This is a genomic window from Lysobacter capsici (assembly GCF_018732085.1).
Taxonomy (GTDB): Bacteria; Pseudomonadota; Gammaproteobacteria; order Xanthomonadales; family Xanthomonadaceae; genus Lysobacter; species Lysobacter capsici_A.
This window is the reverse complement of record NZ_CP076103.1, coordinates 2555048-2575559: the sequence shown is the minus strand read 5'-3', so window position 1 is coordinate 2575559 and position 20512 is coordinate 2555048. Positions and strand designations below refer to the sequence as shown.

Sequence of the window (20512 nt, the reverse complement as noted above, 5' to 3'; positions counted from 1 at the left end):
GGGGTCGCGTCAGTGGCTCCGACCGTCGGATCGGGTTCCGGTCTTCTGGATCAGCCACCAAAAAAAAGCGCCGGATATATACCATCCGGCCCCCATACACAGCATGAAACCGATTCGGACTTCGGTCACAAGCCGCATGGAGAGTAAGGCCAGCAATGTGAAAAGCGCATAGGCAAGGGTGACGCGTGTGTGTCCGATGTGCCTCGCCCAGACCTGATAAGCATGCTGAGTGTGCGGAGTCCACCAACGCTCACCGCGCCTCACCCGCCGCAGCAGGGTCAGCGAGGAATCGACCATGAATGCGGCCAGCGGAATCATCGCCATGGCCAGGCCGGTCGCCAGTCCGCCCTGTGAACGCAGCCCCAGCAGGCCGGCGCTGACCACGGTCAAGGCGGCCACGGCGTAGCCGATCGCGCCGCTGCCGACATCGCCCATGAAGATCCGCGCGCGCGGGAAATTGAACGGAACAAAGCCCAGGCAGGCCGCCATCAAGGCCAGCGCCAGCCAGTTCCAGACCGTGCCGCCGAGCCCGACCAGGGCGAACCCGACCAGCGCCGCCTGCGAAGCGGCCAGGCCGTTGATCCCGTCCATGAAGTTCCACACGTTGGTCAGCCCGACCGCGAGCACGAACGCGGCCAGCCCTAGCCACGGGTCGCCGAGTACGTACCAAAGCGCGAAACCGAACACCGCCGCGGCCGCCACATGCACGCCCAGCCGCAGCCACGGCGACAACGGCCGGTGGTCGTCGACCCAGCCGATCGCCGCGACCATCAGCAGGCCCAGCGCGAACGCCCACAGTACCGGCGCATGCGAGGGAAAACGCAGGCCCAGCGCGACCGCGGCGATCAATACCGCCGCGACGATGGCGATGCCGCCGCCGCGCGGGGTCGCCTCGCTGTGGCTGCGGCGCTCGCCGGGCTGGTCGATCATGTTGCTGCGCACCGCGTACATGCGCGCCAGCCAAGTCCCTGCCGCGCCCAGCGCGGCATAGATCGCGATCCACTGCCACATGGTTCAGACCACCGCGTAGTTCAACAGCGGCTTGATCGTGCCCCACTCCTTGCAGCTCGGGCATTGCCAGTGGTGGCTGCGCGCGCCGAAGCCGCAGCTCTTGCAGCGGTAGCTCGGGTTGCGCACCAGCAGTTGGTCGGTGATGTGCTTGAGATCGTGCAGGGTCGCCAGCGGGTCGGCGTTTTCGGCGATGGTCAGGTCGATCAGCGCCGCTTCGCCGCGCACCGACGGGCGGTCCTTGAGCTGCCGCGCCAGGTAGGCGCGCGCGGCCGGCACGCCGTCTTCGGCCTCGACCATCCGGGTCAGCGCCAGCACCGGGGCGATGCCGCGGTAGTGTTCGCACATCTCGGCCAGGAACGCGCGCGCGCCGGTGGCGTCGCCGTCGCGTTCGTAGCAGCTGAGCAGGGACGGCAGCACTTCGGGCAGGTAGTCCGGATCGGCGCGGGCGACCCGCTCGAACGCGCGGATCGCGGCGGGATCGTTGCCGGCCTCGACCTCGATCCGGCCTTCGAGCATGCCGGCCCGCACCGAGTTGGCGTCGGCCTCGTAGGCGCGCTTGACCGCGGCGCGCGCGGCCTCGCTGTCGCCGGCGGCGCGGTGGCGGTCGGCCAGTTCGCATTCGAACTGGGCGATCAGCTTGCCCATCGGCTCGCCGGTCGCCGCTTCATAGCGCCGGGCGTTCTCGATCGCCTTGTCCCAGTCGCGCTCGGACTGGTAGATGCCGATCAGGTGGCGCAGCGCCAGCGGCGCCAGGTCCAGCGCGACCAGATCGCTGAATACGGTCTCGGCGCGGTCGAGCAGGCCCGAGCGCATGTAGTCCTCGCCCAGCGCCAGCAGCGCCTGCACCTTCTGCTGATCGCTCAGCCCCGGCCGCTGCACCAGCGCCTGGTGCAGCCGGATCGCCCGGTCGACCTCGCCGCGGCGGCGGAACAGATGGCCCAGTGCGACCTGGGTCTCGAAGGTGTCCTTGTCGAGTTCGGCGATATGCAGGAACAGCTCGATCGCCTTGTCGGGCTGTTCGTTGAGCAGGTAGTTGAGGCCGCGAAAGTAAGTGGTCGACAGGCGGCTGACCTGGTTGTCGCTGTGGCGCTCGCCGCCGCGCCGGCCGACCACCCAGCCGCTGACTGCGGCGATCGGCAGCAACAGGAAGAACCAGAACCACTGGCTGATGAATTCCATGCTCAGACCTCGGGGCCGGCGATCGTGGGCGGCGCCACGGTGACGCGCTGGGCGCGGGCGAGCCGGCGGCGCAGCGGCAGGACCACGCTGGCGCTGATCGCCAGGCCGCCGATCAGCGCGCCGATCAGCAGCGCCACGATCAGGGCGATGCCGAGCGAAGTCGCCGGGATGAAGCCCACGCCCAGATCGATGCTGACGATCTGGCGGTTGAGGGCGCCGAGAATCGCCCCTGCCGCGAGGCAGACCAGGGCGATGAGAAGGCGGATCACGCGCATGGGGAGGGTTCCAACGGTCTTGCACGGTCTCGTGCGTGTCGCGCCTAGCTTAACGGACGCGCATGCGCGCGGCGTGTGGGCGTGGCAGGAACGAGTTTAGAAGTGTGAGGCGTGAGTCAGGGCGCGGGCGCCTGCTCCTCGGCCGGTGCGGCCAGTGCCGGAAACACGAGTTTGAAGAAGTGAGGCGTGAGTCGGGGCGTGATCGCCCTGCCCCTCGGCCAGCGCGGCCGGTACATACAGAACAAGGAATCGGGAGCGGACCGGCGGCGATGCCGCTCGTTCCTCACTCCTCAAGGCGACGCAGCCGCCACGCATTCCCAGGCTTTCAGCTTTCCTCGTCCAACGGCGTAACGCCGCTGACGCGCTCGCGCAATTCCTTGCCGGGCTTGAAATGCGGGACATGCTTGCCGGGCAGCGCGACCGATTCGCCGGTCTTGGGGTTGCGGCCCAGGCGCGGCGGACGGTAATGCAGCGAAAAACTGCCGAAGCCGCGGATCTCGATCCGCTCGCCGGCCGACAAGGCGCCGCCCATCATTTCCAGCAATGCCTTCACCGCCAGATCCACATCGTCGCCCTTGAGATGGGCCTGACGCTGCGAAAGGATCTCGATGAGCTCGGACTTGGTCATGCGGAGTGTTGCCTGGCCTTATGAAGGTCGTTGAAGAGTGCCTGCGACATCGCGGAACGCCGCGATCCCCTGCCGCAGACCGAAGACGGCCGGCATGGCCGGACCGTCCCGGTGTCGCATCGCGGCCGGCACTGGGCCGGACCGCGACGCGGATACCGCCGGCCGGGACGAATCCCGGCCGTATTGCGATAGAACGTAAAGCCTGCGATTACTCGGACTTGCCGCCCAGACGCTCGCGCAGCAACGCGCCGAGGCTGGTGGTGCCGCTGGAGGCTTCCGAAGCGCGGTGGTTGTAGTCCGACAGCGCTTCCTGCTGCTCGGCTTCGTCCTTGGCCTTGATCGACAGCTGCATGCTGCGACCCTTGCGGTCGGTGCCGATGATCTTGGCTTCGACTTCCTGGCCGACCTTGAGGTACGTGGAGGCGTCTTCGACGCGTTCCTTGGCGATGTCGCGCGCAGCGACGTAGCCCTCGATACCATCGGCCAGTTCGATCGTGGCGCCCTTGGCGTCGACTTCCTTGACCACGCCCTTGACGATCGAGCCCTTGGCGTTGGAAGCGACGTACTGACCCATCGGGTCCTGCTCGAGCTGCTTGACGCCGAGCGAGATGCGCTCGCGCTCCGGATCCACGGCCAAAACCACGGCTTCCAGCGTGTCGCCCTTCTTGAAGTTGCGCACGATGTCTTCGCCGGTGGTGTTCCAGCTGATGTCCGACAGGTGCACCAGGCCGTCGATACCGCCGTCCAGGCCGATGAAGATGCCGAAGTCGGTGATCGACTTGATCTGGCCTTCGACCTTGTCGCCCTTCTTGTGGATGGCCGCGAAGGTCTCCCACGGGTTCGAGGTGACCTGCTTCATGCCCAGCGAGATACGACGACGCTCTTCATCGACGTCGAGCACCATGACCTGAACCTCATCGCCGACCTGCACGATCTTGGACGGGTTGACGTTCTTGTTGGTCCAGTCCATTTCGGACACGTGGACCAGGCCTTCCACGCCCGGCTCGATCTCGACGAACGCGCCGTAATCGGTGACGTTGCTGACCTTGCCGAACACGCGGGTGTTGGCCGGGTAGCGACGGGCGATGTTGTCCCACGGATCCTCGCCCAGCTGCTTGAGGCCGAGGCTGACGCGGTTGCGCTCGCGGTCGTACTTGAGCACGCGCACATCGAGTTCCTGGCCGACTTCGACCACTTCCGACGGGTGACGCACGCGCTTCCACGCCATGTCGGTGATGTGCAGCAGACCGTCGATACCGCCCAGGTCCACGAACGCGCCGTAATCGGTGAGGTTCTTGACCACGCCCTTGAGGATCGCGCCTTCCTGCAGCTTCTCCATCAGCTGTTCGCGCTCGACGCTGTACTCGCTCTCGACCACCGCGCGGCGGGAGACGACGATGTTATTGCGCTTGCGGTCCAGCTTGATCAGCTTGAACTCGAGTTCCTTGCCTTCCAGGTAGGCGGAGTCGCGCACCGGGCGCACGTCCACCAGCGAACCGGGCAGGAAGCCGCGGACATCCTTGATGTCGACGGTGAAACCACCCTTGACCTTGCCGCTGATGCGGCCGGTGATGGTCTCGTTCTTTTCGAGCGCCTCTTCGAGCTCGTCCCACACCATCGCGCGCTTGGCCTTCTCGCGCGACAACACGGTTTCGCCAAAGCCGTTCTCGATCGAGTCGAGTGCGACCTTGACCTCGTCGCCCACGGCAACGTCGATCTCGCCGGCGTCGTTACGGAACTGTTCGATCGGCACAATGCCTTCGGACTTCAGGCCGGCGTTGATCACCACCACGTCGCTGCGGACTTCCACAACGGTACCGGTGACGATCGCGCCCGGCTTCAGCTTGGCCAGGTATTGCTGGCTGGCTTCGAACAGTTCGGCAAATGATTCGGTCATTGGATTGAATATCTCGGTTGAACACACGGGCCGCACCGTTTGACATCGTTGCCGTCGTGGCAACGCAAGCAGAACGTGGTCGACCCACCCGTTATGTGGCGCGATGGAACTGCACCATGTGTTGTTGGTTGATCCGCCGCAGGATTGCGACGGGGTTTTTGTTGCTGAGATTTTTTGTGAAACGTTTGTTGCGTATCTCTGCCGCGGACGATCGGCTCGCGCCGTGCTCGATGGCCGTTCAGCGCGCAGGCAACAAAGCCAGCACCTGTTCGACTACCGTGTCGATTCCCAGACCGGTGGTATCGATGCGGACGGCGTCTTCAGCCGGTCGCAAAGGAGCCACCGCGCGCTGGGCATCGCGGGCGTCGCGGGCCAAAATCTCCCGCAGCAGACCGTCCAAGGTAACGCAAACTCCTTTGTCTTTCAACTGCTTATAGCGCCTGTCCGCGCGCTCGTCGGCGCTGGCGGTCAGGAAGACCTTGAACGGGGCGTCCGGGAAGATCACCGTGCCCATGTCCCGTCCGTCGGCGACGAGGCCGGGTGCCTGCCTGAATGCGCGTTGGCGATCCTTGAGCGCGGCCCGGACCTCCGGAATCGCGGCGATCGCCGAGGCGGCCGCGCCGGCGGTCTCGGTACGCAGCTCGTCGGTGGCGTCCTGCTCGTTGACCAGCACCCGCAATTCGCCGGACGGGTCGTCGCGAAAGCCGATGCGGGTGTCGAAGGCGCAGCGGACCAAGGCCGCCGGGTCGGCCAGATCCAGGTCGGCCCAGCCGGCGGCCACGCCGACCGCGCGGTACAGGGCGCCGGAGTCCAGGTAATGCCAGCCCAGGCGCTGGGCGACCAGGCGGCTGATGGTGCCCTTGCCCGAGCCCGAAGGCCCGTCGATGGTCAGGACGGGGATGGTGGTGCTGTCAGAGGGTGCATTATTCATGCCGCCTATTATGCGGCGGCTGGAAGCGGTTTCGGTTCGGCCGGTGCCGACGCGCGAGCCGGCGAACCGGTCCACGCGTCCACTGCGCCGACCCGGCCCGCCGGCCAGCAGCAGGCGGCCGCCCGACCGCGGGCCCGCGAGCCGATTCGCCCATGAATTTGGCCGTATCGCCCCGCCCGACCCACGCCGAGTGAATTTTTTCCCTGCAAGCGCTTGATCGGACGAAGATTTATCCGGTACAATCGCGGGCTAACTTTTCCACCCCGTTTCTTTCACCTATTTTTTGCCGAGGTCTGTCATGAAGGTCCTGTCCTCCCTGAAGTCGGCGAAGGCCCGTCACCGCGACTGCAAAGTCGTCCGCCGCCGCGGCAAGGTCTTCGTGATTTGCAAGTCGAACCCGCGTTTCAAGGCGCGTCAGCGCTGAGACCCGCCTGCGGCCCAACCGGCCGCATGAGGTTCAAGTCGAAAGCCGCCGCAAGGCGGCTTTCTTCGTTCTCCCACCCCTCGCGCCCAACCGCTTCGCAAAAACGTGACGGCCGCACGCTGCCGTTAAGCGTCACCTTGTGCCTAGAATCCCGCGTCCTTTGACGAGGTGGATTTGCCATGAAACTGCGCATTGCCGTTGCACCCCTGCTTGCCCTGCTCGCCCTGTCCGGCGCCGCCTCGGCCGAGACCCTGTTGATCGAGCGCGTGCAGCACGAGGGCAAGGCCCTGCTGCCGGTGCGCGGTCAAGGCATGGACCAGGTCAAGGCCCGCTACGGCGAGCCGACCCAGCGCCTGGAAGCGCGCGGCGGTCAGAAACGGCAGTGGCCGCAGATCAACCGCTGGGTCTATCCGGCCTTCACCGTGTATTTCGAGAAGAGCCGGGTGATCGACGTGGTGGCGAACAAGGCCGACGCGAACGAAGTCGGGCCGAAACCGCCTATCCTTTGAGGTTATGACTAACAACGCATTGCGCTTCCCCGCGGAGTGGGAACCCCAATCCGCGGTCCTGATCGCGTGGCCGAACGCCGACACCGACTGGGCCGATCGCCTGGGCGAGGTCGAGGAAACCTACATCGCCCTGGTCGCGGCCATCACCCGCTTCCAGCCCGTGCTGATCTGCGTGGCCGACGACGACGTGCAGGCGTATGCCCGCGCGCGCCTGTCCTCGGCGCGGATCGACATGGGCGCGGTGCGTTTCATCGACGCGCCCTACGACGACACCTGGCTGCGCGACTCCGGACCGATCACCCTGCAACGCGGCGACGGCGGCTTCCGCCTGCTCGATTTCCGCTTCACCGGCTGGGGCGGCAAGTTCGACGCCAGCCAGGACGATCTGCTGGTGGAACGGCTCAGCGATCAGGGAATCTTCGCGAACAGCGAGCGCCAAAGCATTGATTTCGCTTTGGAAGGCGGCGGCATCGAGACCGACGGCGCGGGCACCTTGCTGAGCACCTGGCAGTGCCTGCACGAACGCCACCCCGACGCCAGCCGCGAAGACCTCACCGCCAAGCTGTCGGCCTGGCTGCGGCAGGACCGGGTGCTGTGGCTGGACCACGGCTACCTGGAAGGCGACGACACCGACGCCCATATCGACACCCTGGCCCGCTTCGCCGCGGTCGACGCCATCGTCTACCAAGGCTGCGACGATCCGTCGGATTCGCACTACGAAGAACTGCAGGCCATGGCCGCCGAACTGGCCGCTCTGCGCACCCGCGACGGCCAGCCGTACCGCCTGTTCGCGCTGCCGTGGGCGCAGCCGATCATCGACGAAAACCGAAGGCTGGCCGCCAGTTACGCCAACTTCCTCATCGTCAACGGCGCCGTGCTGATGCCGGCCTACGGCGACGCCCGCGACGGCGAAGCTCAGGCGGTGTTGGCGCAGGCCTTCCCGGATCGCGAAATCGTCGCGGTGCCGTGCCGGCCCTTGATCTGGCAGAACGGCAGCCTGCATTGCGTGACCATGCAGTTGCCGCGGGGCGTGGTGGCGGGCTAGGTCTCGCTTCGTCCTGAGCCAACGCAGACATCGGCCGCCGCTTCGGCGGCCGATTTGTCTGTAACGGGCCACGGGCCATTTGGCTCCAGGCCATCCACGGCCCTAGGCGCCGCGAGGCTTGCCGAACGGATACCACTGCGACAATCTCCGGCCTCTATGCGCCACCCTCCATTCGCGCGCGACTCAGGGGATCTCATGCGTCGAACCATCCTTGCTACCGGTCTGGCTCTCGCCGCGGTCGGCCTGCTCAGCGGCTGCGGCCCGCGCTACTACAAGCCGCAATCGCCGGGCTCCGGCACCGCCACCTTGAACATGAGCCGGGGCGCCATGCACCTGGGCGGCCGTTCGTTGCAGGTGTATGCCGGTTATCGCGACAGTCGATGCTCGCGATCTGCGGGAACCGGACGCCTGGGCTGGATGCTCACCTACGCGACCGTCGACAAAACCGCCGTGGTCGACGCAGGCCAACGGCTCTACCTGATCGCCGGATTGCACGAATACAGCGTCGGCGGCCCGCCTGATCAATCCAGCGAGCCGGGCATGTACATGACCCACGGCACTTGCCGCAATCTGGCCAGCTTCATTCCACAGGCCGGCCACAGCTACGAAATCATCCAGGAGCAACACCGGCCGCACACCTGCGAGCTGCGGGTGCTGGACCAGGGCACCGACGCAGCGCCGTCGGACCTGACCGTCGAGAATCCCCGCAACTGTCCGCTCGAAGCCGCCGGCTGATCCGGCGCCCGTCGCGCGAGGCCGATCGCGCGACGGAGCAGTCGCGGTCTTCGGCTTTACAATGATCGGCCCCACGCTCGTGATTGCGACCCGACGATGAAGCCCACCACCCTCCCCGTCGCCCTGATCCAGGACCGCGACCACGGCTCGCGCGAGGCCAATCTGGCCAATATCGAAAGCCGCGTCGCCGAAGCCGCGAAGCAAGGCGCCAAGCTGGTGCTGCTGCAGGAACTGCACAACGGGCCGTATTTCTGCCAGCATGAATCGGTGGCCGAGTTCGACCTGGCCGAGCCGATCCCGGGCCCCAGCACGCAGCGCCTGGGCGCGTTGGCCAAGCAGCACGGCGTGGTCCTGGTCAGCTCGCTGTTCGAGCGCCGCGCGGCCGGGCTGTACCACAACACCGCGGTGGTCTACGAAACCGACGGTTCCATCGCCGGCAAGTACCGCAAGATGCACATCCCGGACGATCCGGGCTTCTACGAAAAGTTCTATTTCACCCCGGGCGATATCGGCTTCGAGCCGATCGACACCTCGGTCGGCCGCCTGGGCGTGCTGGTGTGCTGGGACCAGTGGTACCCGGAAGGCGCGCGGCTGATGGCGCTGGCCGGCGCCGACCTGCTGCTGTACCCGACCGCGATCGGCTGGGACCCGGACGATCAGCAGGACGAAAAGGATCGCCAGCGCATGGCCTGGATCCTCAGCCACCGCGGCCACGCGGTCGCCAACGGCTTGCCGGTGCTCAGCGTCAATCGCGTGGGGCACGAGCCTTCGCCGATCGGTGCTTCGGGCATCCAGTTCTGGGGGTCGAGCCACGTGCTCGGGCCGCAGGGCGAGTACCTGGCCGAAGCCAAGACCGCCGAGCCGGAGATCGTGATGGCCAACGTCGACCTGGGCCGCAGCGAGCACGTGCGGCGGATCTGGCCGTTCCTGCGCGACCGCCGCATCGACGCCTACGCCGACCTGCTCAAGCGGTACCGCGATTGAGCCCCGCCGCGCCCGCGTCGTTGCAGCTGCGCCCGGCGGTCGAAAGCGACCTCGCTGCGATCCACGCGTTGTACGCGGTCGAGGTGCGCGAGCACCTGGCGACTTACGAATACGACGTGCCCGACCTGGCCGAGATGCGCCGCCGCTGGCGCGCGATCGTCGACGCCGGCTATCCCTATCTGGTCGCCGAATGCGAAGGCGCATTCGCCGGTTACGCCTACGCGACCAGTTATCGCACCCGCATCGGCTATCGCTGGACGGTGGAGAACTCGGTCTACATCGAACCGGCCTTCCACGGCCGCGGCATCGGCCGCGCGCTGATGCTGCGCCTGATCGACGATTGCACCGCGCTGGGGTTCCGGCAGATGGTCGCGGTGATCGGCGACGGCAGCAACGCCGCGTCGGTGGCGCTGCACGAACGCCTGGGCTTCAAGCTCGCCGGCGTGTTCCACGGCCTGGGCCGCAAACACGGGCGCTGGCTGGACACGGTGCAGATGGTGCGCCCGCTGGGCGACGGCAATCTCGGCGAGCCCGATGAGAACGTGCCCGGGCTGAAATAGCCTCGCTCAAGCCCGAAGTGCCTTGAACTCCGCTGAGGGACGTCCCTGTCGGAATTCTTTATGGGAGGCTTTTTGTGAGAGGTCTTTTGTGGGAGGGGCTTCAGCCCCGACGCCTTCCGTTCCGATCGCCTCGATGCTTCATCGCAAACCGATCGAAAATCGATGCTGCATCGTGAACTGATCGAACAGCGTCGGGGCTGAAGAAGCCCCTCCCACAAAAGACCTCCCGCAACACTTCGGGCCGCACTGTCACGGCCCGAAGCAGTTCGCCCACACCCCATCAAACCTCGGCGACGCGCACCACCAGCTTGCCGAAGTTGCGCCCCTCGAGCAGACCGATGAACGCCTCCGGCGCGTTCTCCAGCCCGTCGATCACATCCTCGCGCACGATCACGCGACCGGCGTCGATCCACTCGCCCATGTCGCGGCGGAACGCGTCGAAACGATCGGCATAGTGGTCGAGGATGATGAAACCCTGCATGCGGATGCGCTGCTGCAGCACCGTCGCCATCAGCAGCGGCAGCCGGTTCGGTCCGGCCGGCAGATTCTGGCGGTTGTAGTCGGCGATGTGTCCGCACACCGGCACGCGGGCACCTTGGTTGAGCAACGGCAGCACCGCATCGAACACCGCGCCGCCGACGTTCTCGAAATACACGTCGATGCCGTCGGCGCAGGCCGCGGCGAGTTGCTCGGTCCACTGCGGATCGTGGCGGTCGAGGCAGACATCAAACCCCAGCGTTTCGACCGCATACCGGCATTTGTCGGCGCCGCCGGCGATGCCGACCACGCGCGCACCCTTGAGTTTGGCGATCTGCCCGACCACCGAACCGACCGCGCCGGTCGCCGCGGCCACCACCACGGTCTCGCCCGGGCGGGGCTGGCCGATATCGAGCAGGCCGACGTAGGCGGTAAACGCCGGCATGCCGAGCCCGCCCAAGGCGCGCGACGGCTGCGCCATCTCGCCGAGCGCGGTCAGGTCCTGGCCGTCGGACAAGGCGTAGTCCTGCCAGCCGGCGTTGCCGAGCACCAGCTCGCCGACCTGGAACCGCGGATGCCGGGACGCGACCACGCGGCTGACCGTGCCGCCGATCATCGGCGCGTCCAGGGCCACGCCGGGCGCATACGAGGTGCCGCCTTCTTCCATCAAGGTGCGCATGTAGGGATCGAGCGACAGGTACACGGTGCGCAGCAGCACCTGCCCGTCGGCCGGCACCGGCACGGCGGCCTGATCGAGGCGGAAGTCCTGCGCGGTCGGCAGGCCCTGCGGGCGGGCGGCGAGGAGGAAGCGGCGATTGACGGTGTCGCTTTGCGGCATGGGATGAGGTCCTGTCGGGGGTGGGAGTCGGGTGAATCGCGGTGGGTGTATCGACGGACGGCGGCTTCAGGCAGCGCCCAGTTCGCTGACCGGCGCAAGCTTGAATAGACCAGTCGTCTACTAAACAGGCGAAGAAAAAGCGGGAAGGCCTGCGCCTGCCCGCTTCAAGCGGTCGCGAGCAGACCCAGCGCTTGCCGGGTGCTGGCCATGGCGGTGTCCAACGGCGCCCGGTCGCGGGTGATCTTGGCCAGCAGGCTGGCGCCGAGCCAGTTCTGGTAAAGCTCCGCTCCGGCCAGGCAGGCATCCCGCGTGGCCGCCAGGGAACCGTCCACCCGCCCCGCTTCGATGCAGCGGGCGAGCCGGTCGGTGATCCCGCGGGTGCCGCGCGCCAGGGCCGCGCGCATGCTTTCGGACAGATCGCAGACCTCGGCCCCGAGCTTGACCACCAGGCAGCGGCTCTGCGCCTCGTCGCCGGTCTGCGAATCGAGCCAGTCGCGGAAGTAGGCGGTCAGCCGCTGCGCCGCGGTGCCCGGTTGCGCCAGCAGTTCGTCCATCCGGCCCAGGTAGTCGGCGAAGTAGGCTTCGAGCACCGCCTCGCCGAACGCTTCCTTGGAGCCGAAGTAGTGATAGAACGAGCCCTTGGGCACCTGCGCCGCGCTCAGGATCTCGGCCAGGCCGACCGCGGTGAAGCCCCGGCGCAGCAGCAAGGGATGGGCGATGTCGAGGATGTGCTGGCGGACGTCGGTTGCGGCGGGGGTGGCGTTCATGGGGTTAGATTAGCGGCCATTAGACCGGTCGTCTAGGCGCGAATGAGCAGATCGATATGCGCTTTTCTGGTTATTGGCTGGGCTGGGCTTGATCGCGATCTGATCGAACAGCGTCGGGGCTTAAGCCCCTCCCACAAAAGACCTCGCGGCCTTGGAGGTCGGTCGCAGGTTGATCGCGCCGTTATCGGTTGCGCGACGTGGGGCGGCCGTTGCCGATGCATCGGCGGCGGGTTTGTTGCACCGTTCCGCGCCCTAGCTGCGGTCTGTCCTTTCACGAAACATGCGCTCCACGGCACATGCTCTGGCGCGATACCCCCTGCATTCCTGCGGCCGTCGCGCCCACTGCCTGCGCCTAAAGACCGATGGCCCGGCCACACGAATAACGCACTCTCGACACCAAGCCAGTGCTCGGCTTTACTCGATCCGTGCCCTTGCGGCCGACGAACGGTGACAATAAAACGAACGGACGTGCTATTTTTCATCCCATGTCGACCCTGACCGCCACCAACAAAGGCGCCGCCACCCGCGACGCGATCCTCGAGCAGGCCTACGGCATCGCCTGCTCGGCCGGGTTGGAAGGGCTGTCGATCGGTCCGCTCGCGGCCGCGGTCGGCATGTCCAAGAGCGGCGTGTTCGCCCACTTCGGCTCGCGCGAGGATCTCCAGCTCGCTGTGCTCGACATGGCCGGACAGCGTTTCGTCGGCTATGTGCTGCTGCCGGCCTTGCAGCAACCGCGCGGCCTGGTGCGCTTGCGCGCCATCGTGAATGCCTGGTTCGACTGGTCGCGGCACACCGACGGTGGCTGCGTGCTGCTCGGCGCGGTCAGCGAGTACGACGACCGGCCCGGCTCCCTGCGCGACTGGGTGGTCGAACAGCAGAAGCGCTGGCGCCAGGTCCTGGGCCAGGCCGTGCAACTGGCCATCGACAGCGGCGAACTCGGCGCCGACACCGATACCGAGCAACTTGCGTTCGAAATCTACGGACTGGCGCTGATCGTCCATCACGACGCCGGCTTGTTCGGTTTCGACGCCGCCACCGAACGCGGCCGGCGCGCCTTCGAGCGCCTGATCCGCTCCTACGCGTCCTCCCCCACCGCCTGAGCGCCCGACGAGGTCCGTCATGTACCCGCTTATCGCCAAAATTAGCACGACCGTTCGTAACGCAATCAAGCTATACGGCCTGCGCCTGGGCTTCGTTTTCGGCGGTTGGTTCGCGCCCGAGGCGACCATGCGCCGCGCCGCCGACCTGTTCTGCACCCCGTTCGCCTCCTCGCGGCGGCGCGCGCTGGCCGCGCCGACCTTCGATGCGCGCCAGGACACGCTCGACATCGACGGCCACGCCATCGCCGCCTATGTCTGGGGCGATCCGCAGCGTCAGCCGTATGTGCTGTTCGCGCACGGCTGGTCCAGTCATGGCACCCGCGTGGCCAAGTGGCTGCCGCAGTTGCGGGCCGAAGGCTATGCGGTGGTCGCGTTCGACCAGCCCGGTCACGGCCGCAGCGGCGGACGCCTGGCCACCCTGCCCGACTTCACCCGCCATCTGTACAAGGTCGGCGAACACTACGGCCCGGCCGCGGCGGTGATCGGCCATTCGCTCGGCGGCGCCGCGGCGCTGCTGGCGATGGCGCGCGGCCTGCGCGCCGACCGCGCGGTGCTGATCGCGCCGGCGGCCGACCCGGTCGCCGCGGTCAAGCGCTTCGCCCGGTTCCTGTGGGTGGGCGAGGATCTGTGCCGGCGCATGTTCGCGTACTTCGAGGCGCGCATCGGCATCAGCTTCGATTCGCAGCAGGCGCATCGCAACGCGCCGACCATCGCCCGCCCGGCCCTGATCGTGCACGACCTGGACGATCGCGAAGTACCGTGGGCCGAAGGCGAGCGTTATGCGCGCTACTGGCCCGATTCGCGCCTGCTCAGCACCAAGGGCCTGGGCCACAACCGTATTGCCGACGACGGCGGCGTGATCGTCGCGGCGCTGCGTTTCCTGCACGGCGAACAGGTCGGCGAGAAAGTGGTGTCCAGCGAGAACCTGCCTTATGGCTTTGCGTGAGTAAGGCCGTTCGGTCGATCGAAAACGAATAGAGAGCCGTGAGTAACGAGTAACAGCCGGTGCAACACGCGACCGGTCTGGCCGGGGCTCCACCCCTCCGGCTTCGGCCAGACCGTTCGCTTTGCGGTTTATGCCGATCGCGAATGCAAGCGTCCGTCGTCAAGCGCCCGCTGGCAGCATCGTCCCGCCGCGCGCCAGATATCGCCCACGCGGCTCATCGTCCCGATGCGCCGCAATCGCCGCGCCCGCATTCGCCGCCACGCCGCCAAGCCCATCGGGCCCGCGCGCCGCGCCGGTTCGCCGTTCCCCGAGCGCCGTCGCGGGTTTGCCGGCACCCCCGCCCGACCTCTATGCTGCGGGCCTTTCTGTGCTCCGGCACAGCTCCTCGCCGCGCGAGCCAGAAGCCCCCATCCGAATGAATGAACCGCTGAACGACGGCCTGCAAGGCCAACCGCACGCCATCGTCGAACGCGACGGCGTCCGCTACACCCTGCTGGGCACCGCGCACGTGTCGCAGGCCAGCGTCGATGCGGTCCGCGATGCGGTCGGCAGCGGTCGCTACGACGCGGTCGCGGTCGAGCTCGACGCGCAGCGCCTGCAGGCGCTCACCGACCCCGACGCACTGGCCAAGCTCGACCTGATCCAGGTGATCCGCTCGGGCAAGACCGCGCTGTTCGCCGCCAACCTGGCCCTGGCCGCGTACCAGCGCCGGCTCGCCGAGCAACTCGGCATCGAGCCGGGCGCCGAACTCAAGCGCGCGGTGCTCGAAGCGCGCCAGCGCGAGCTGCCGGTGCATCTGATCGACCGCGAAGTCGGCCTGACCTTCAAGCGCGCGTCCAGCAAACTGGGGTTCTGGGGCCGGGCCAAGCTCGGCGTCGGCCTGATCAGCGGCCTGTTCGCCGCCGACGAGGTCGGCGAGGAAGAAATCGAGAAGCTCAAGCAGGGCGACATGCTCGAATCGAGCTTCGGCGAATTCGCCGCCGAAAGCCCGCAACTGTACGAAACCGTGATCGCCGAGCGCGACCGCTACATGGCCGCGCGCCTGCGCGAGACCCACGGCGACGCGCGCGAAGTGCTGGCGGTGGTCGGCGCCGGCCATCTGCAAGGCCTGGCCAAGCATCTGCGTGAGGACACCCAGGATCCGGTCGAACAACGCACCGAACTCGAACAGGTGCAGACCAAGAGCAAGGTGCCGTGGGTGATGATCGTGATCACCAGCCTGATCCTGGCCGGCATCGCCTGGGGCTTCTGGAAAGGCGGCGTGGCGATGGGCGCGGACCTGCTGTTGCAGTGGGTGCTGTACACCGGCGGCCTGGCCGCGCTGGGCTGTCTGCTGGCCGGCGGTCATCCTTTCAGCGTCATCACCGCCGCGGTGGTCGCGCCGCTCAAGCCATTCCGCCCCGGCGTGCCGACCGGCGCGCTGAGCGCCCTGGTCGAGGTGCATCAGCGCAAGCCGGCCTATGGCGACTTCATGGCGCTGCGCGACGATGCGCAAACGCTGAAAGGCTGGTATCGCAATCGCGTGGCGCGGGTGGTGTTGAACTTCATGCTGACCAACATCGGCACCGGCGTGGGGGTTTGGATCGCCGGGTTTCGGATTGCGAGCAAGTTGGTTGGGTGATTCGGACGCGCTCGGGTGAGGTGAGTTGAGTTGAGCGGCTTGCCGGGCTGTAGCGCCGCGAACCATGGCCCACTTTGAAAAAGGGGGCGGCGCCCGGCGCAGGATTCGTTTCAATCCGATCTGCGCAGCGCGGGGGATTTGCTTTTGCTTTTGCTTGAGCGTTCGCCCGGCGCTTGCGGGTAAAAGCAAATCCCCCCTAGCCCCCCTTTTTCAAAGGGGGGAAGCGCTAGGTGGGTTCGCGGATAGGTGGGTTCGCGGATCGGCGTGATCGTTGTCGGTACGATCGTTGAGCGAACGCCTGCGAGCGAATGCCACGTCACAACAACCGCCAACGCATCCACACCGATCGCGCATCGCCGCGAACAATGCCCACTTTCCCAATCGCGCATCGCCGCGAACCATGGCCCACTTTCCGATCGCGCATCGCCACGAACCATGGCCCATTTTCCCGATCGTGCATCGCCGCGAACCATGGCCCACTTTGAAAAAGGGGGCGGCGCCCGGCGCAAGATTCGTTTCAATCCGATCTGCGCAGCGCGGGGGGTTTGCTTTTGCTTTGGGGCTGTCCTAGATAAGGGTTATAGCCCAACCCAGTCCCGCAGCGTGTTGAGCTGCTGACGGGGCGTCCCATAGTTGAAACGGAACTCGCACTCTTTCAGGAACAAGAAGAAATTCTTGCGCGGAATGCCGTTGTACTTACGCAAGATCCGCTTGGACTGATTCCAGAAGTTCTCGATGCCATTGATGTGGTTCCCACGACGGGTCACGAACTCATGTCGGTGATTCACCCGGCGATGCTTGAAGCCCGACACATCCAGTATGTTGTAGCTGGCCAGGTGATCGGTGTAGACCACCGAATGGGCCAAAACCCGGGTTTTTAAGGCCGTCAGCAAGGTCTGGCTGCGGGTGTCGGCAATCGGCAAGGCATACACCTTGCCGTCGCGCTTGAGGATGCCGAACACGCAGACCTTGCCCGCGGCGCCTCGTCCTCGCTTGCCTTTACGCGCTCCGCCGAAGTAACTCTCGTCGCACTCGAAGACCGCCATTTCCGGCTCGACTTCGGCCATCTGAGCGGCCATGCATTGGCGCAGCTTGTGGAAGTACAGCGCCGCGGAGTTGCGATGAATTCCCACCAGATCGGCCGCGGTACGGGCGGTCGCTTGGGCCACGAACAGCTCGACCAGCCTGAGTTGGTCTTTTTTCCTTATCCGACAGCGACTTATCGCCATTTCTCATCCTAGATCGAATTCTTATCTAGGACAGCCCCTTTGCTTTTGCTTGAACGTTCGCCCGGCGCTTGCGGGTAAAAGCAAATCCCCCCTAGCCCCCCTTTTTCAAAGGGGGAAGCGGTAGGAGGGTTGCGCAAGGCGGCTGGGAAACGATCGTTGGGTACCGTGTGAGTCCGCGACGCACAGCCCCACACCCAACGCACGCCGATCAGGCGTGCGCGGGTGCCGCAGGCTCATCGCCGGCCGAAGCATCGCCCGACGCGTTCGCAGTGCCCGGCGCGGTCTTGCCCCGCGCCCGCAACACCAACCGCCCGGTGGCCGAACGCAGGTCGTCGAGAATCGCGTAGATGGTCGGCAGGAACAGCAGGCTGACCACGGTCGAGAACGCCAGGCCGCCGGCCACCGCGCGCGCCATCGGCGAGTACGCCAGGCCGCCGAGCACCACGGTGTCGCTGAGCGAAATCGGGATCATCGCCAGGATCGCCGTGCCCATGGTCATCATGATCGGCCGCAACCGCTCGCGGCTGCCTTCGACCAGCGCCTCGGTGCGCGACAAGCCGCGCCGTCGCAGGTTGTTGATGTGCTCGACCATGACGATGCCGTTGTTCACCACCACGCCCATCAGCACCAGGATGCCGATGAAGGCCATCACGGTGAACGAGCTGCCGGTCAGCCAGAACAGCCAGAACACGCCGAAGATCGAGAACACCACGCAGCTCATGATCGCCGCCGGGAACAGCAACGATTCGAACACCGCCGCCATCACCACGTAGATCATCACCAGCGCCAGCACCAGGTTGATCATCATCTGCTTGCCGGCGTCGTCGTCGCGTTCGAACGAGCTGCCGTCGAAGCTGTAGCTGTAACCGGCCGGGAACGAGACCTTCTTGAGTGTTTCCTCCATCGCCTTGCGCGCGTCGGGCGTGGTGACCTTCGCGCCGAGGTTGGCCAGGATGGTCAGCGTGGTCTGGCGATTGTTGCGGTTGATCTGGCTCGCGGTCGGGCGCACGTCGACGTTGACCATGGCCAGCAGCGGCACGCTGCGGCCGTCGGCGGCGCGCACGGTGAACTCCGACAGGTTCTCGATGCTGTAGCTCTCCGCGCCGGCGAACCGCGCCCACACCGGCACTTCGGTTTCGCCGCGCTTGAAGTCGCGCAACTGCGCGCCGCGCAGCGCCAGGCCGACGAAGCGCGAGACTTCCTCGACGCTGAAGCCGAACGCCGCCGCGCGTTCGCGGTCGACGCGCACGTTGAGCTCGGTGTTGCGGTCGCCCGAATCCACCCGCACGTCGCGCAGTTCGGCCCGCCGCGACAGCATCGGCACGATGTCGCGGCCGAGCTCGGCCAGGGTCTCGGTGGAATCGCCGATCAGCTGCACCTGCACGCTCTGGCCGCCCTGGCCGCCACCACCGCCGCCGCCACCGCCACCGTTGTTCTGGCCCATGGTGATATCGGCCTTGGCCGATTTCGGCAGCGCCTTGCTGATCGTGTCGACCAGGGCCTTGGTGTTCTTGACCTCGTCTTCCTTGAACTGCAGCCGGGTGCCGGCACCGCCGCCGCCCTGCTCGCTGAAGAACGAGTAGATCTGCTTGATGTGGTACTCCTTGCGCCGCGCTTCCAGGAACTGCTCGACCTTGAGGATCTCCACCGACATCTGGTCGCGGGTGTAGTTGCCCTTCCACTGGTAATCGATCGACGCTTCCTTGCCGCCCTCGTTGCCGAACATGTCGAACTTGGTCTGGGTCATCGGCACCAGGCTCAGCGCCACCACCAGGACGATGCCGAGCACGCTCAGGCCGCGATGCTCCAGGGTCCAGCGCAGGAAACGCGCGTAGGCGCGCTGCAGCCGCGGGATCAGGCCGGTGGTGGTGTTGACCGCCGGCGGTGTCTTCAGGCGCGCGGAAATCATCGGGATCAGGCTGACCGCGACCAGCCACGAGGCCAGCAGCGACACCGAGATGGTGATCGCGATCTGCGACATGAAGATGCTGATGTCGTTGGTTTCGCCGATCAGGTTGGGCAGGAACACGATGCAGTGGCACAAGGTGCCGGCCGACAGCGCGATGGCGACGTGGCGGGTGCCGATGATCGATGCCAGCTGCGGCTGGTCGGGCATCTTCTCGCGTTCCTGATAGATGCTCTCGACCACCACCACCGCGTTGTCGACCAGCATGCCGACCGCGAGCAGCAGGCCCATCAGCGACAGCACGTTGAGGGTCACGCCGATGAAGTGCATGAAGCCCAGGGTCATCACGAAACAGATCGGGATCGCCAGGGTCACCATCAGCGTCGACGGCCAGTGGCGCAGGAAGAAGAACAGCACCGCGATCGACAGCAGCAGGCCGATCGCGCCGGCCTCGCCGAGTTCGAGCAGCGAGCTGGTCACGTCCTTGCCCTGGTTCTGCACCACCTTGATTTCGATGTTGCGCAAGGACGGCTGGGCGCGGATCGCCTCGACCTCAGCCAGGGCCAGGCGCGAGACTTCCACCAGGTTCGCGTTGCGTTCCTTGAAGATGTCCAGACCGATCGCCGGCCGGCCGTCCAGACGCCGTCCGGTGTTCAGGCGCGCCTGCTTCAGGCGCACGTCGGCGATGTCGCGCAGCTTCAGGCCGCTGGTGTTGATGACCAGATTGCGGAACTGCTCCAGGTCGGTGACCTGGCCGGCCGGCTGCACTCGCAGGCGGCGTCCGCCGTCCTCGATTTCACCGGCGGAAATCGAGAAATTCAGCGCCTGCAGGCTCTTGGTCAGGGTATTGAGTTCGACCCCGTGGGCGAGCATGCGATCTGGCAGGATCGCGATCTCGACCTCGTTCGGCGCGGCGCCGCCGATCTCGACCTTGGCCACGCCGGGAATGCGTTCCAGGCGGCGCTTGAATTCGCGATCGATCAGGTCGTATTCGCGGCTGAGGTCCATGTCGCCGGCCAGCCGCACCTGCAACACCGCTTCATCGGAACTGGACCACTTGAACACGAAGTAGCGCTGAAAGCCCTCGGGCATGTCGTCCATGATCGCGTCGATGCGCTCGCGCGCATCGGACGCGGCGATCGAGATGTCGCGGTCCCAGTCCTTGAACTCCAGGAACACCGACGCGCCGGTCGCGGTCGCGTTGCCGCGCATGCTCTTGATCCCGGTCATCGTCGCCAGCGCTTCCTCGGACGGACGCAGGATGGTGCGCTCGACTTCCTCCGGCGTGGAGCCGTCGTACGGCAGCGAAATGAACAGGAACGGCGCGGTGATGTCGGGCAGCGATTCCAGCGGCAGCCGCACCGCCGCGATCAAACCGATCACGAACATCGACACGAACAGCATGATGGTCGTGATCGGCCGCTTGATGCTGATCTCGGCGACGCTCATC

Annotated in this window: 19 protein-coding genes; 9 read left to right on the top strand and 10 right to left on the bottom strand. The window is 66.4% G+C overall.

The features are described from left to right. Positions 1-9: 9 nt before the first annotated feature. The 6 genes from KME82_RS10820 to cmk form a co-directional block, all read right to left on the bottom strand. Positions 10-1011 (bottom strand): lipopolysaccharide biosynthesis protein, encoded by a 1002-nt coding sequence (locus tag KME82_RS10820; RefSeq protein ID WP_215498505.1) that lies wholly within the window; start codon positions 1009-1011, stop codon positions 10-12. A gap of 3 nt (positions 1012-1014) precedes the next feature. Next, positions 1015-2190, bottom strand: coding sequence for a lipopolysaccharide assembly protein LapB (lapB, locus tag KME82_RS10815; protein WP_215498504.1), 1176 nt, complete (start codon positions 2188-2190; stop codon positions 1015-1017). 2 nt (positions 2191-2192) lie between these two features. Next, entirely contained in the window at positions 2193-2465 is a 273-nt protein-coding gene (locus KME82_RS10810) for a lipopolysaccharide assembly protein LapA domain-containing protein (protein ID WP_215498503.1), read from the bottom strand. A 325-nt stretch (positions 2466-2790) separates the two neighbouring features. Further along, positions 2791-3093 (bottom strand): integration host factor subunit beta, encoded by a 303-nt coding sequence (locus tag KME82_RS10805; protein WP_036103140.1) that lies wholly within the window; start codon positions 3091-3093, stop codon positions 2791-2793. A gap of 208 nt (positions 3094-3301) precedes the next feature. Further along, on the bottom strand, positions 3302-4990 hold the full coding sequence (rpsA, locus tag KME82_RS10800; protein WP_036103144.1) for a 30S ribosomal protein S1: 1689 nt from the start codon (positions 4988-4990) through the stop codon (positions 3302-3304). Between the two features lie 238 nt (positions 4991-5228). Continuing rightward, complete coding sequence (gene cmk, locus KME82_RS10795) at positions 5229-5921, bottom strand: (d)CMP kinase (RefSeq protein WP_215498502.1); 693 nt, start codon at positions 5919-5921, stop codon at positions 5229-5231. 298 nt (positions 5922-6219) lie between these two features. On the opposite strand from cmk, the gene ykgO reads away from it, so the two are divergent. The 6 genes from ykgO to KME82_RS10765 all read left to right on the top strand — a co-directional run bounded on the left by ykgO (position 6220) and on the right by KME82_RS10765 (position 10178). Continuing rightward, entirely contained in the window at positions 6220-6345 is a 126-nt protein-coding gene (ykgO, locus tag KME82_RS10790) for a type B 50S ribosomal protein L36 (protein ID WP_010342887.1), read from the top strand. Between the two features lie 179 nt (positions 6346-6524). After that, positions 6525-6854 carry a hypothetical protein gene (locus KME82_RS10785; RefSeq protein WP_215498501.1) on the top strand — a complete coding sequence of 110 codons (330 nt, stop codon included), beginning with the start codon at positions 6525-6527 and terminating at the stop codon, positions 6852-6854. A 4-nt stretch (positions 6855-6858) separates the two neighbouring features. Further along, on the top strand, positions 6859-7899 hold the full coding sequence (locus KME82_RS10780; RefSeq protein ID WP_215498500.1) for an agmatine deiminase family protein: 1041 nt from the start codon (positions 6859-6861) through the stop codon (positions 7897-7899). A 195-nt stretch (positions 7900-8094) separates the two neighbouring features. Next, positions 8095-8634, top strand: a complete 540-nt coding sequence (locus tag KME82_RS10775; RefSeq protein WP_215498499.1) for a hypothetical protein — start codon at positions 8095-8097, stop codon at positions 8632-8634. Positions 8635-8730: 96 nt separating this feature from the next. Then, the gene (locus KME82_RS10770) at positions 8731-9618 is read left to right on the top strand and encodes a carbon-nitrogen hydrolase (RefSeq protein ID WP_215498498.1); all 888 of its coding nucleotides are present in this window, start codon (positions 8731-8733) and stop codon (positions 9616-9618) included. Further along, positions 9615-10178: a GNAT family N-acetyltransferase gene (locus KME82_RS10765; RefSeq protein WP_215498497.1), complete on the top strand. Its 564-nt coding sequence runs from the start codon at positions 9615-9617 to the stop codon at positions 10176-10178. The genes KME82_RS10770 and KME82_RS10765 overlap by 4 nt, the downstream gene beginning before the upstream one ends. Positions 10179-10458: 280 nt before the next feature. On the opposite strand, the gene KME82_RS10760 is transcribed toward KME82_RS10765, so the two are convergent. Next, positions 10459-11493, bottom strand: coding sequence for an NADP-dependent oxidoreductase (locus tag KME82_RS10760; RefSeq protein ID WP_215498496.1), 1035 nt, complete (start codon positions 11491-11493; stop codon positions 10459-10461). 164 nt (positions 11494-11657) lie between these two features. Continuing rightward, positions 11658-12260, bottom strand: coding sequence for a TetR/AcrR family transcriptional regulator (locus KME82_RS10755; protein ID WP_215498495.1), 603 nt, complete (start codon positions 12258-12260; stop codon positions 11658-11660). Positions 12261-12745: 485 nt separating this feature from the next. Here KME82_RS10755 and KME82_RS10750 point away from each other — a divergent pair, with 485 nt between their 5' ends. The 3 genes from KME82_RS10750 (at position 12746) to KME82_RS10740 (ending at position 15927) form a co-directional block, all read left to right on the top strand. Further along, a complete protein-coding gene (locus KME82_RS10750) occupies positions 12746-13360 on the top strand; it encodes a TetR/AcrR family transcriptional regulator (protein ID WP_215498494.1) in 615 nt (204 codons plus the stop codon). Between the two features lie 19 nt (positions 13361-13379). Next, entirely contained in the window at positions 13380-14306 is a 927-nt protein-coding gene (locus KME82_RS10745) for an alpha/beta hydrolase (protein ID WP_252255691.1), read from the top strand. A 415-nt stretch (positions 14307-14721) separates the two neighbouring features. Then, a complete protein-coding gene (locus KME82_RS10740; RefSeq protein ID WP_215498493.1) occupies positions 14722-15927 on the top strand; it encodes a TraB/GumN family protein in 1206 nt (401 codons plus the stop codon). 578 nt (positions 15928-16505) lie between these two features. Here KME82_RS10740 and KME82_RS10735 read toward each other — a convergent pair. Together KME82_RS10735 and KME82_RS10730 are read right to left on the bottom strand one after the other, a co-directional pair. Then, a complete protein-coding gene (locus KME82_RS10735) occupies positions 16506-17156 on the bottom strand; it encodes an IS1595 family transposase (protein WP_215498492.1) in 651 nt (216 codons plus the stop codon). A gap of 208 nt (positions 17157-17364) precedes the next feature. Beyond that, entirely contained in the window at positions 17365-20511 is a 3147-nt protein-coding gene (locus KME82_RS10730) for an efflux RND transporter permease subunit (protein ID WP_215498491.1), read from the bottom strand. Between the last annotated feature and the right edge of the window lies 1 nt (position 20512).

Excerpts from the sequence above, each read along its gene's own strand:
- KME82_RS10735 (WP_215498492.1), bottom strand. The coding sequence starts at position 17,156 with ATGGCGATAAGTCGCTGTCGGATAAGGAAAAAAGACCAACTCAGGCTG.
- ykgO (WP_010342887.1), top strand. The coding sequence starts at position 6,220 with ATGAAGGTCCTGTCCTCCCTGAAGTCGGCGAAGGCCCGTCACCGCGAC.
- KME82_RS10750 (WP_215498494.1), top strand. The coding sequence starts at position 12,746 with ATGTCGACCCTGACCGCCACCAACAAAGGCGCCGCCACCCGCGACGCG.
- KME82_RS10730 (WP_215498491.1), bottom strand. The coding sequence starts at position 20,511 with ATGAGCGTCGCCGAGATCAGCATCAAGCGGCCGATCACGACCATCATG.
- KME82_RS10775 (WP_215498499.1), top strand. The coding sequence starts at position 8,095 with ATGCGTCGAACCATCCTTGCTACCGGTCTGGCTCTCGCCGCGGTCGGC.
- KME82_RS10770 (WP_215498498.1), top strand. The coding sequence starts at position 8,731 with ATGAAGCCCACCACCCTCCCCGTCGCCCTGATCCAGGACCGCGACCAC.
- KME82_RS10785 (WP_215498501.1), top strand. The coding sequence starts at position 6,525 with ATGAAACTGCGCATTGCCGTTGCACCCCTGCTTGCCCTGCTCGCCCTG.
- cmk (WP_215498502.1), bottom strand. The coding sequence starts at position 5,921 with ATGAATAATGCACCCTCTGACAGCACCACCATCCCCGTCCTGACCATC.
- rpsA (WP_036103144.1), bottom strand. The coding sequence starts at position 4,990 with ATGACCGAATCATTTGCCGAACTGTTCGAAGCCAGCCAGCAATACCTG.
- KME82_RS10805 (WP_036103140.1), bottom strand. The coding sequence starts at position 3,093 with ATGACCAAGTCCGAGCTCATCGAGATCCTTTCGCAGCGTCAGGCCCAT.
- KME82_RS10780 (WP_215498500.1), top strand. The coding sequence starts at position 6,859 with ATGACTAACAACGCATTGCGCTTCCCCGCGGAGTGGGAACCCCAATCC.
- KME82_RS10810 (WP_215498503.1), bottom strand. The coding sequence starts at position 2,465 with ATGCGCGTGATCCGCCTTCTCATCGCCCTGGTCTGCCTCGCGGCAGGG.
- KME82_RS10745 (WP_252255691.1), top strand. The coding sequence starts at position 13,380 with ATGTACCCGCTTATCGCCAAAATTAGCACGACCGTTCGTAACGCAATC.
- lapB (WP_215498504.1), bottom strand. The coding sequence starts at position 2,190 with ATGGAATTCATCAGCCAGTGGTTCTGGTTCTTCCTGTTGCTGCCGATC.
- KME82_RS10760 (WP_215498496.1), bottom strand. The coding sequence starts at position 11,493 with ATGCCGCAAAGCGACACCGTCAATCGCCGCTTCCTCCTCGCCGCCCGC.
- KME82_RS10755 (WP_215498495.1), bottom strand. The coding sequence starts at position 12,260 with ATGAACGCCACCCCCGCCGCAACCGACGTCCGCCAGCACATCCTCGAC.
- KME82_RS10820 (WP_215498505.1), bottom strand. The coding sequence starts at position 1,011 with ATGTGGCAGTGGATCGCGATCTATGCCGCGCTGGGCGCGGCAGGGACT.
- KME82_RS10740 (WP_215498493.1), top strand. The coding sequence starts at position 14,722 with ATGAATGAACCGCTGAACGACGGCCTGCAAGGCCAACCGCACGCCATC.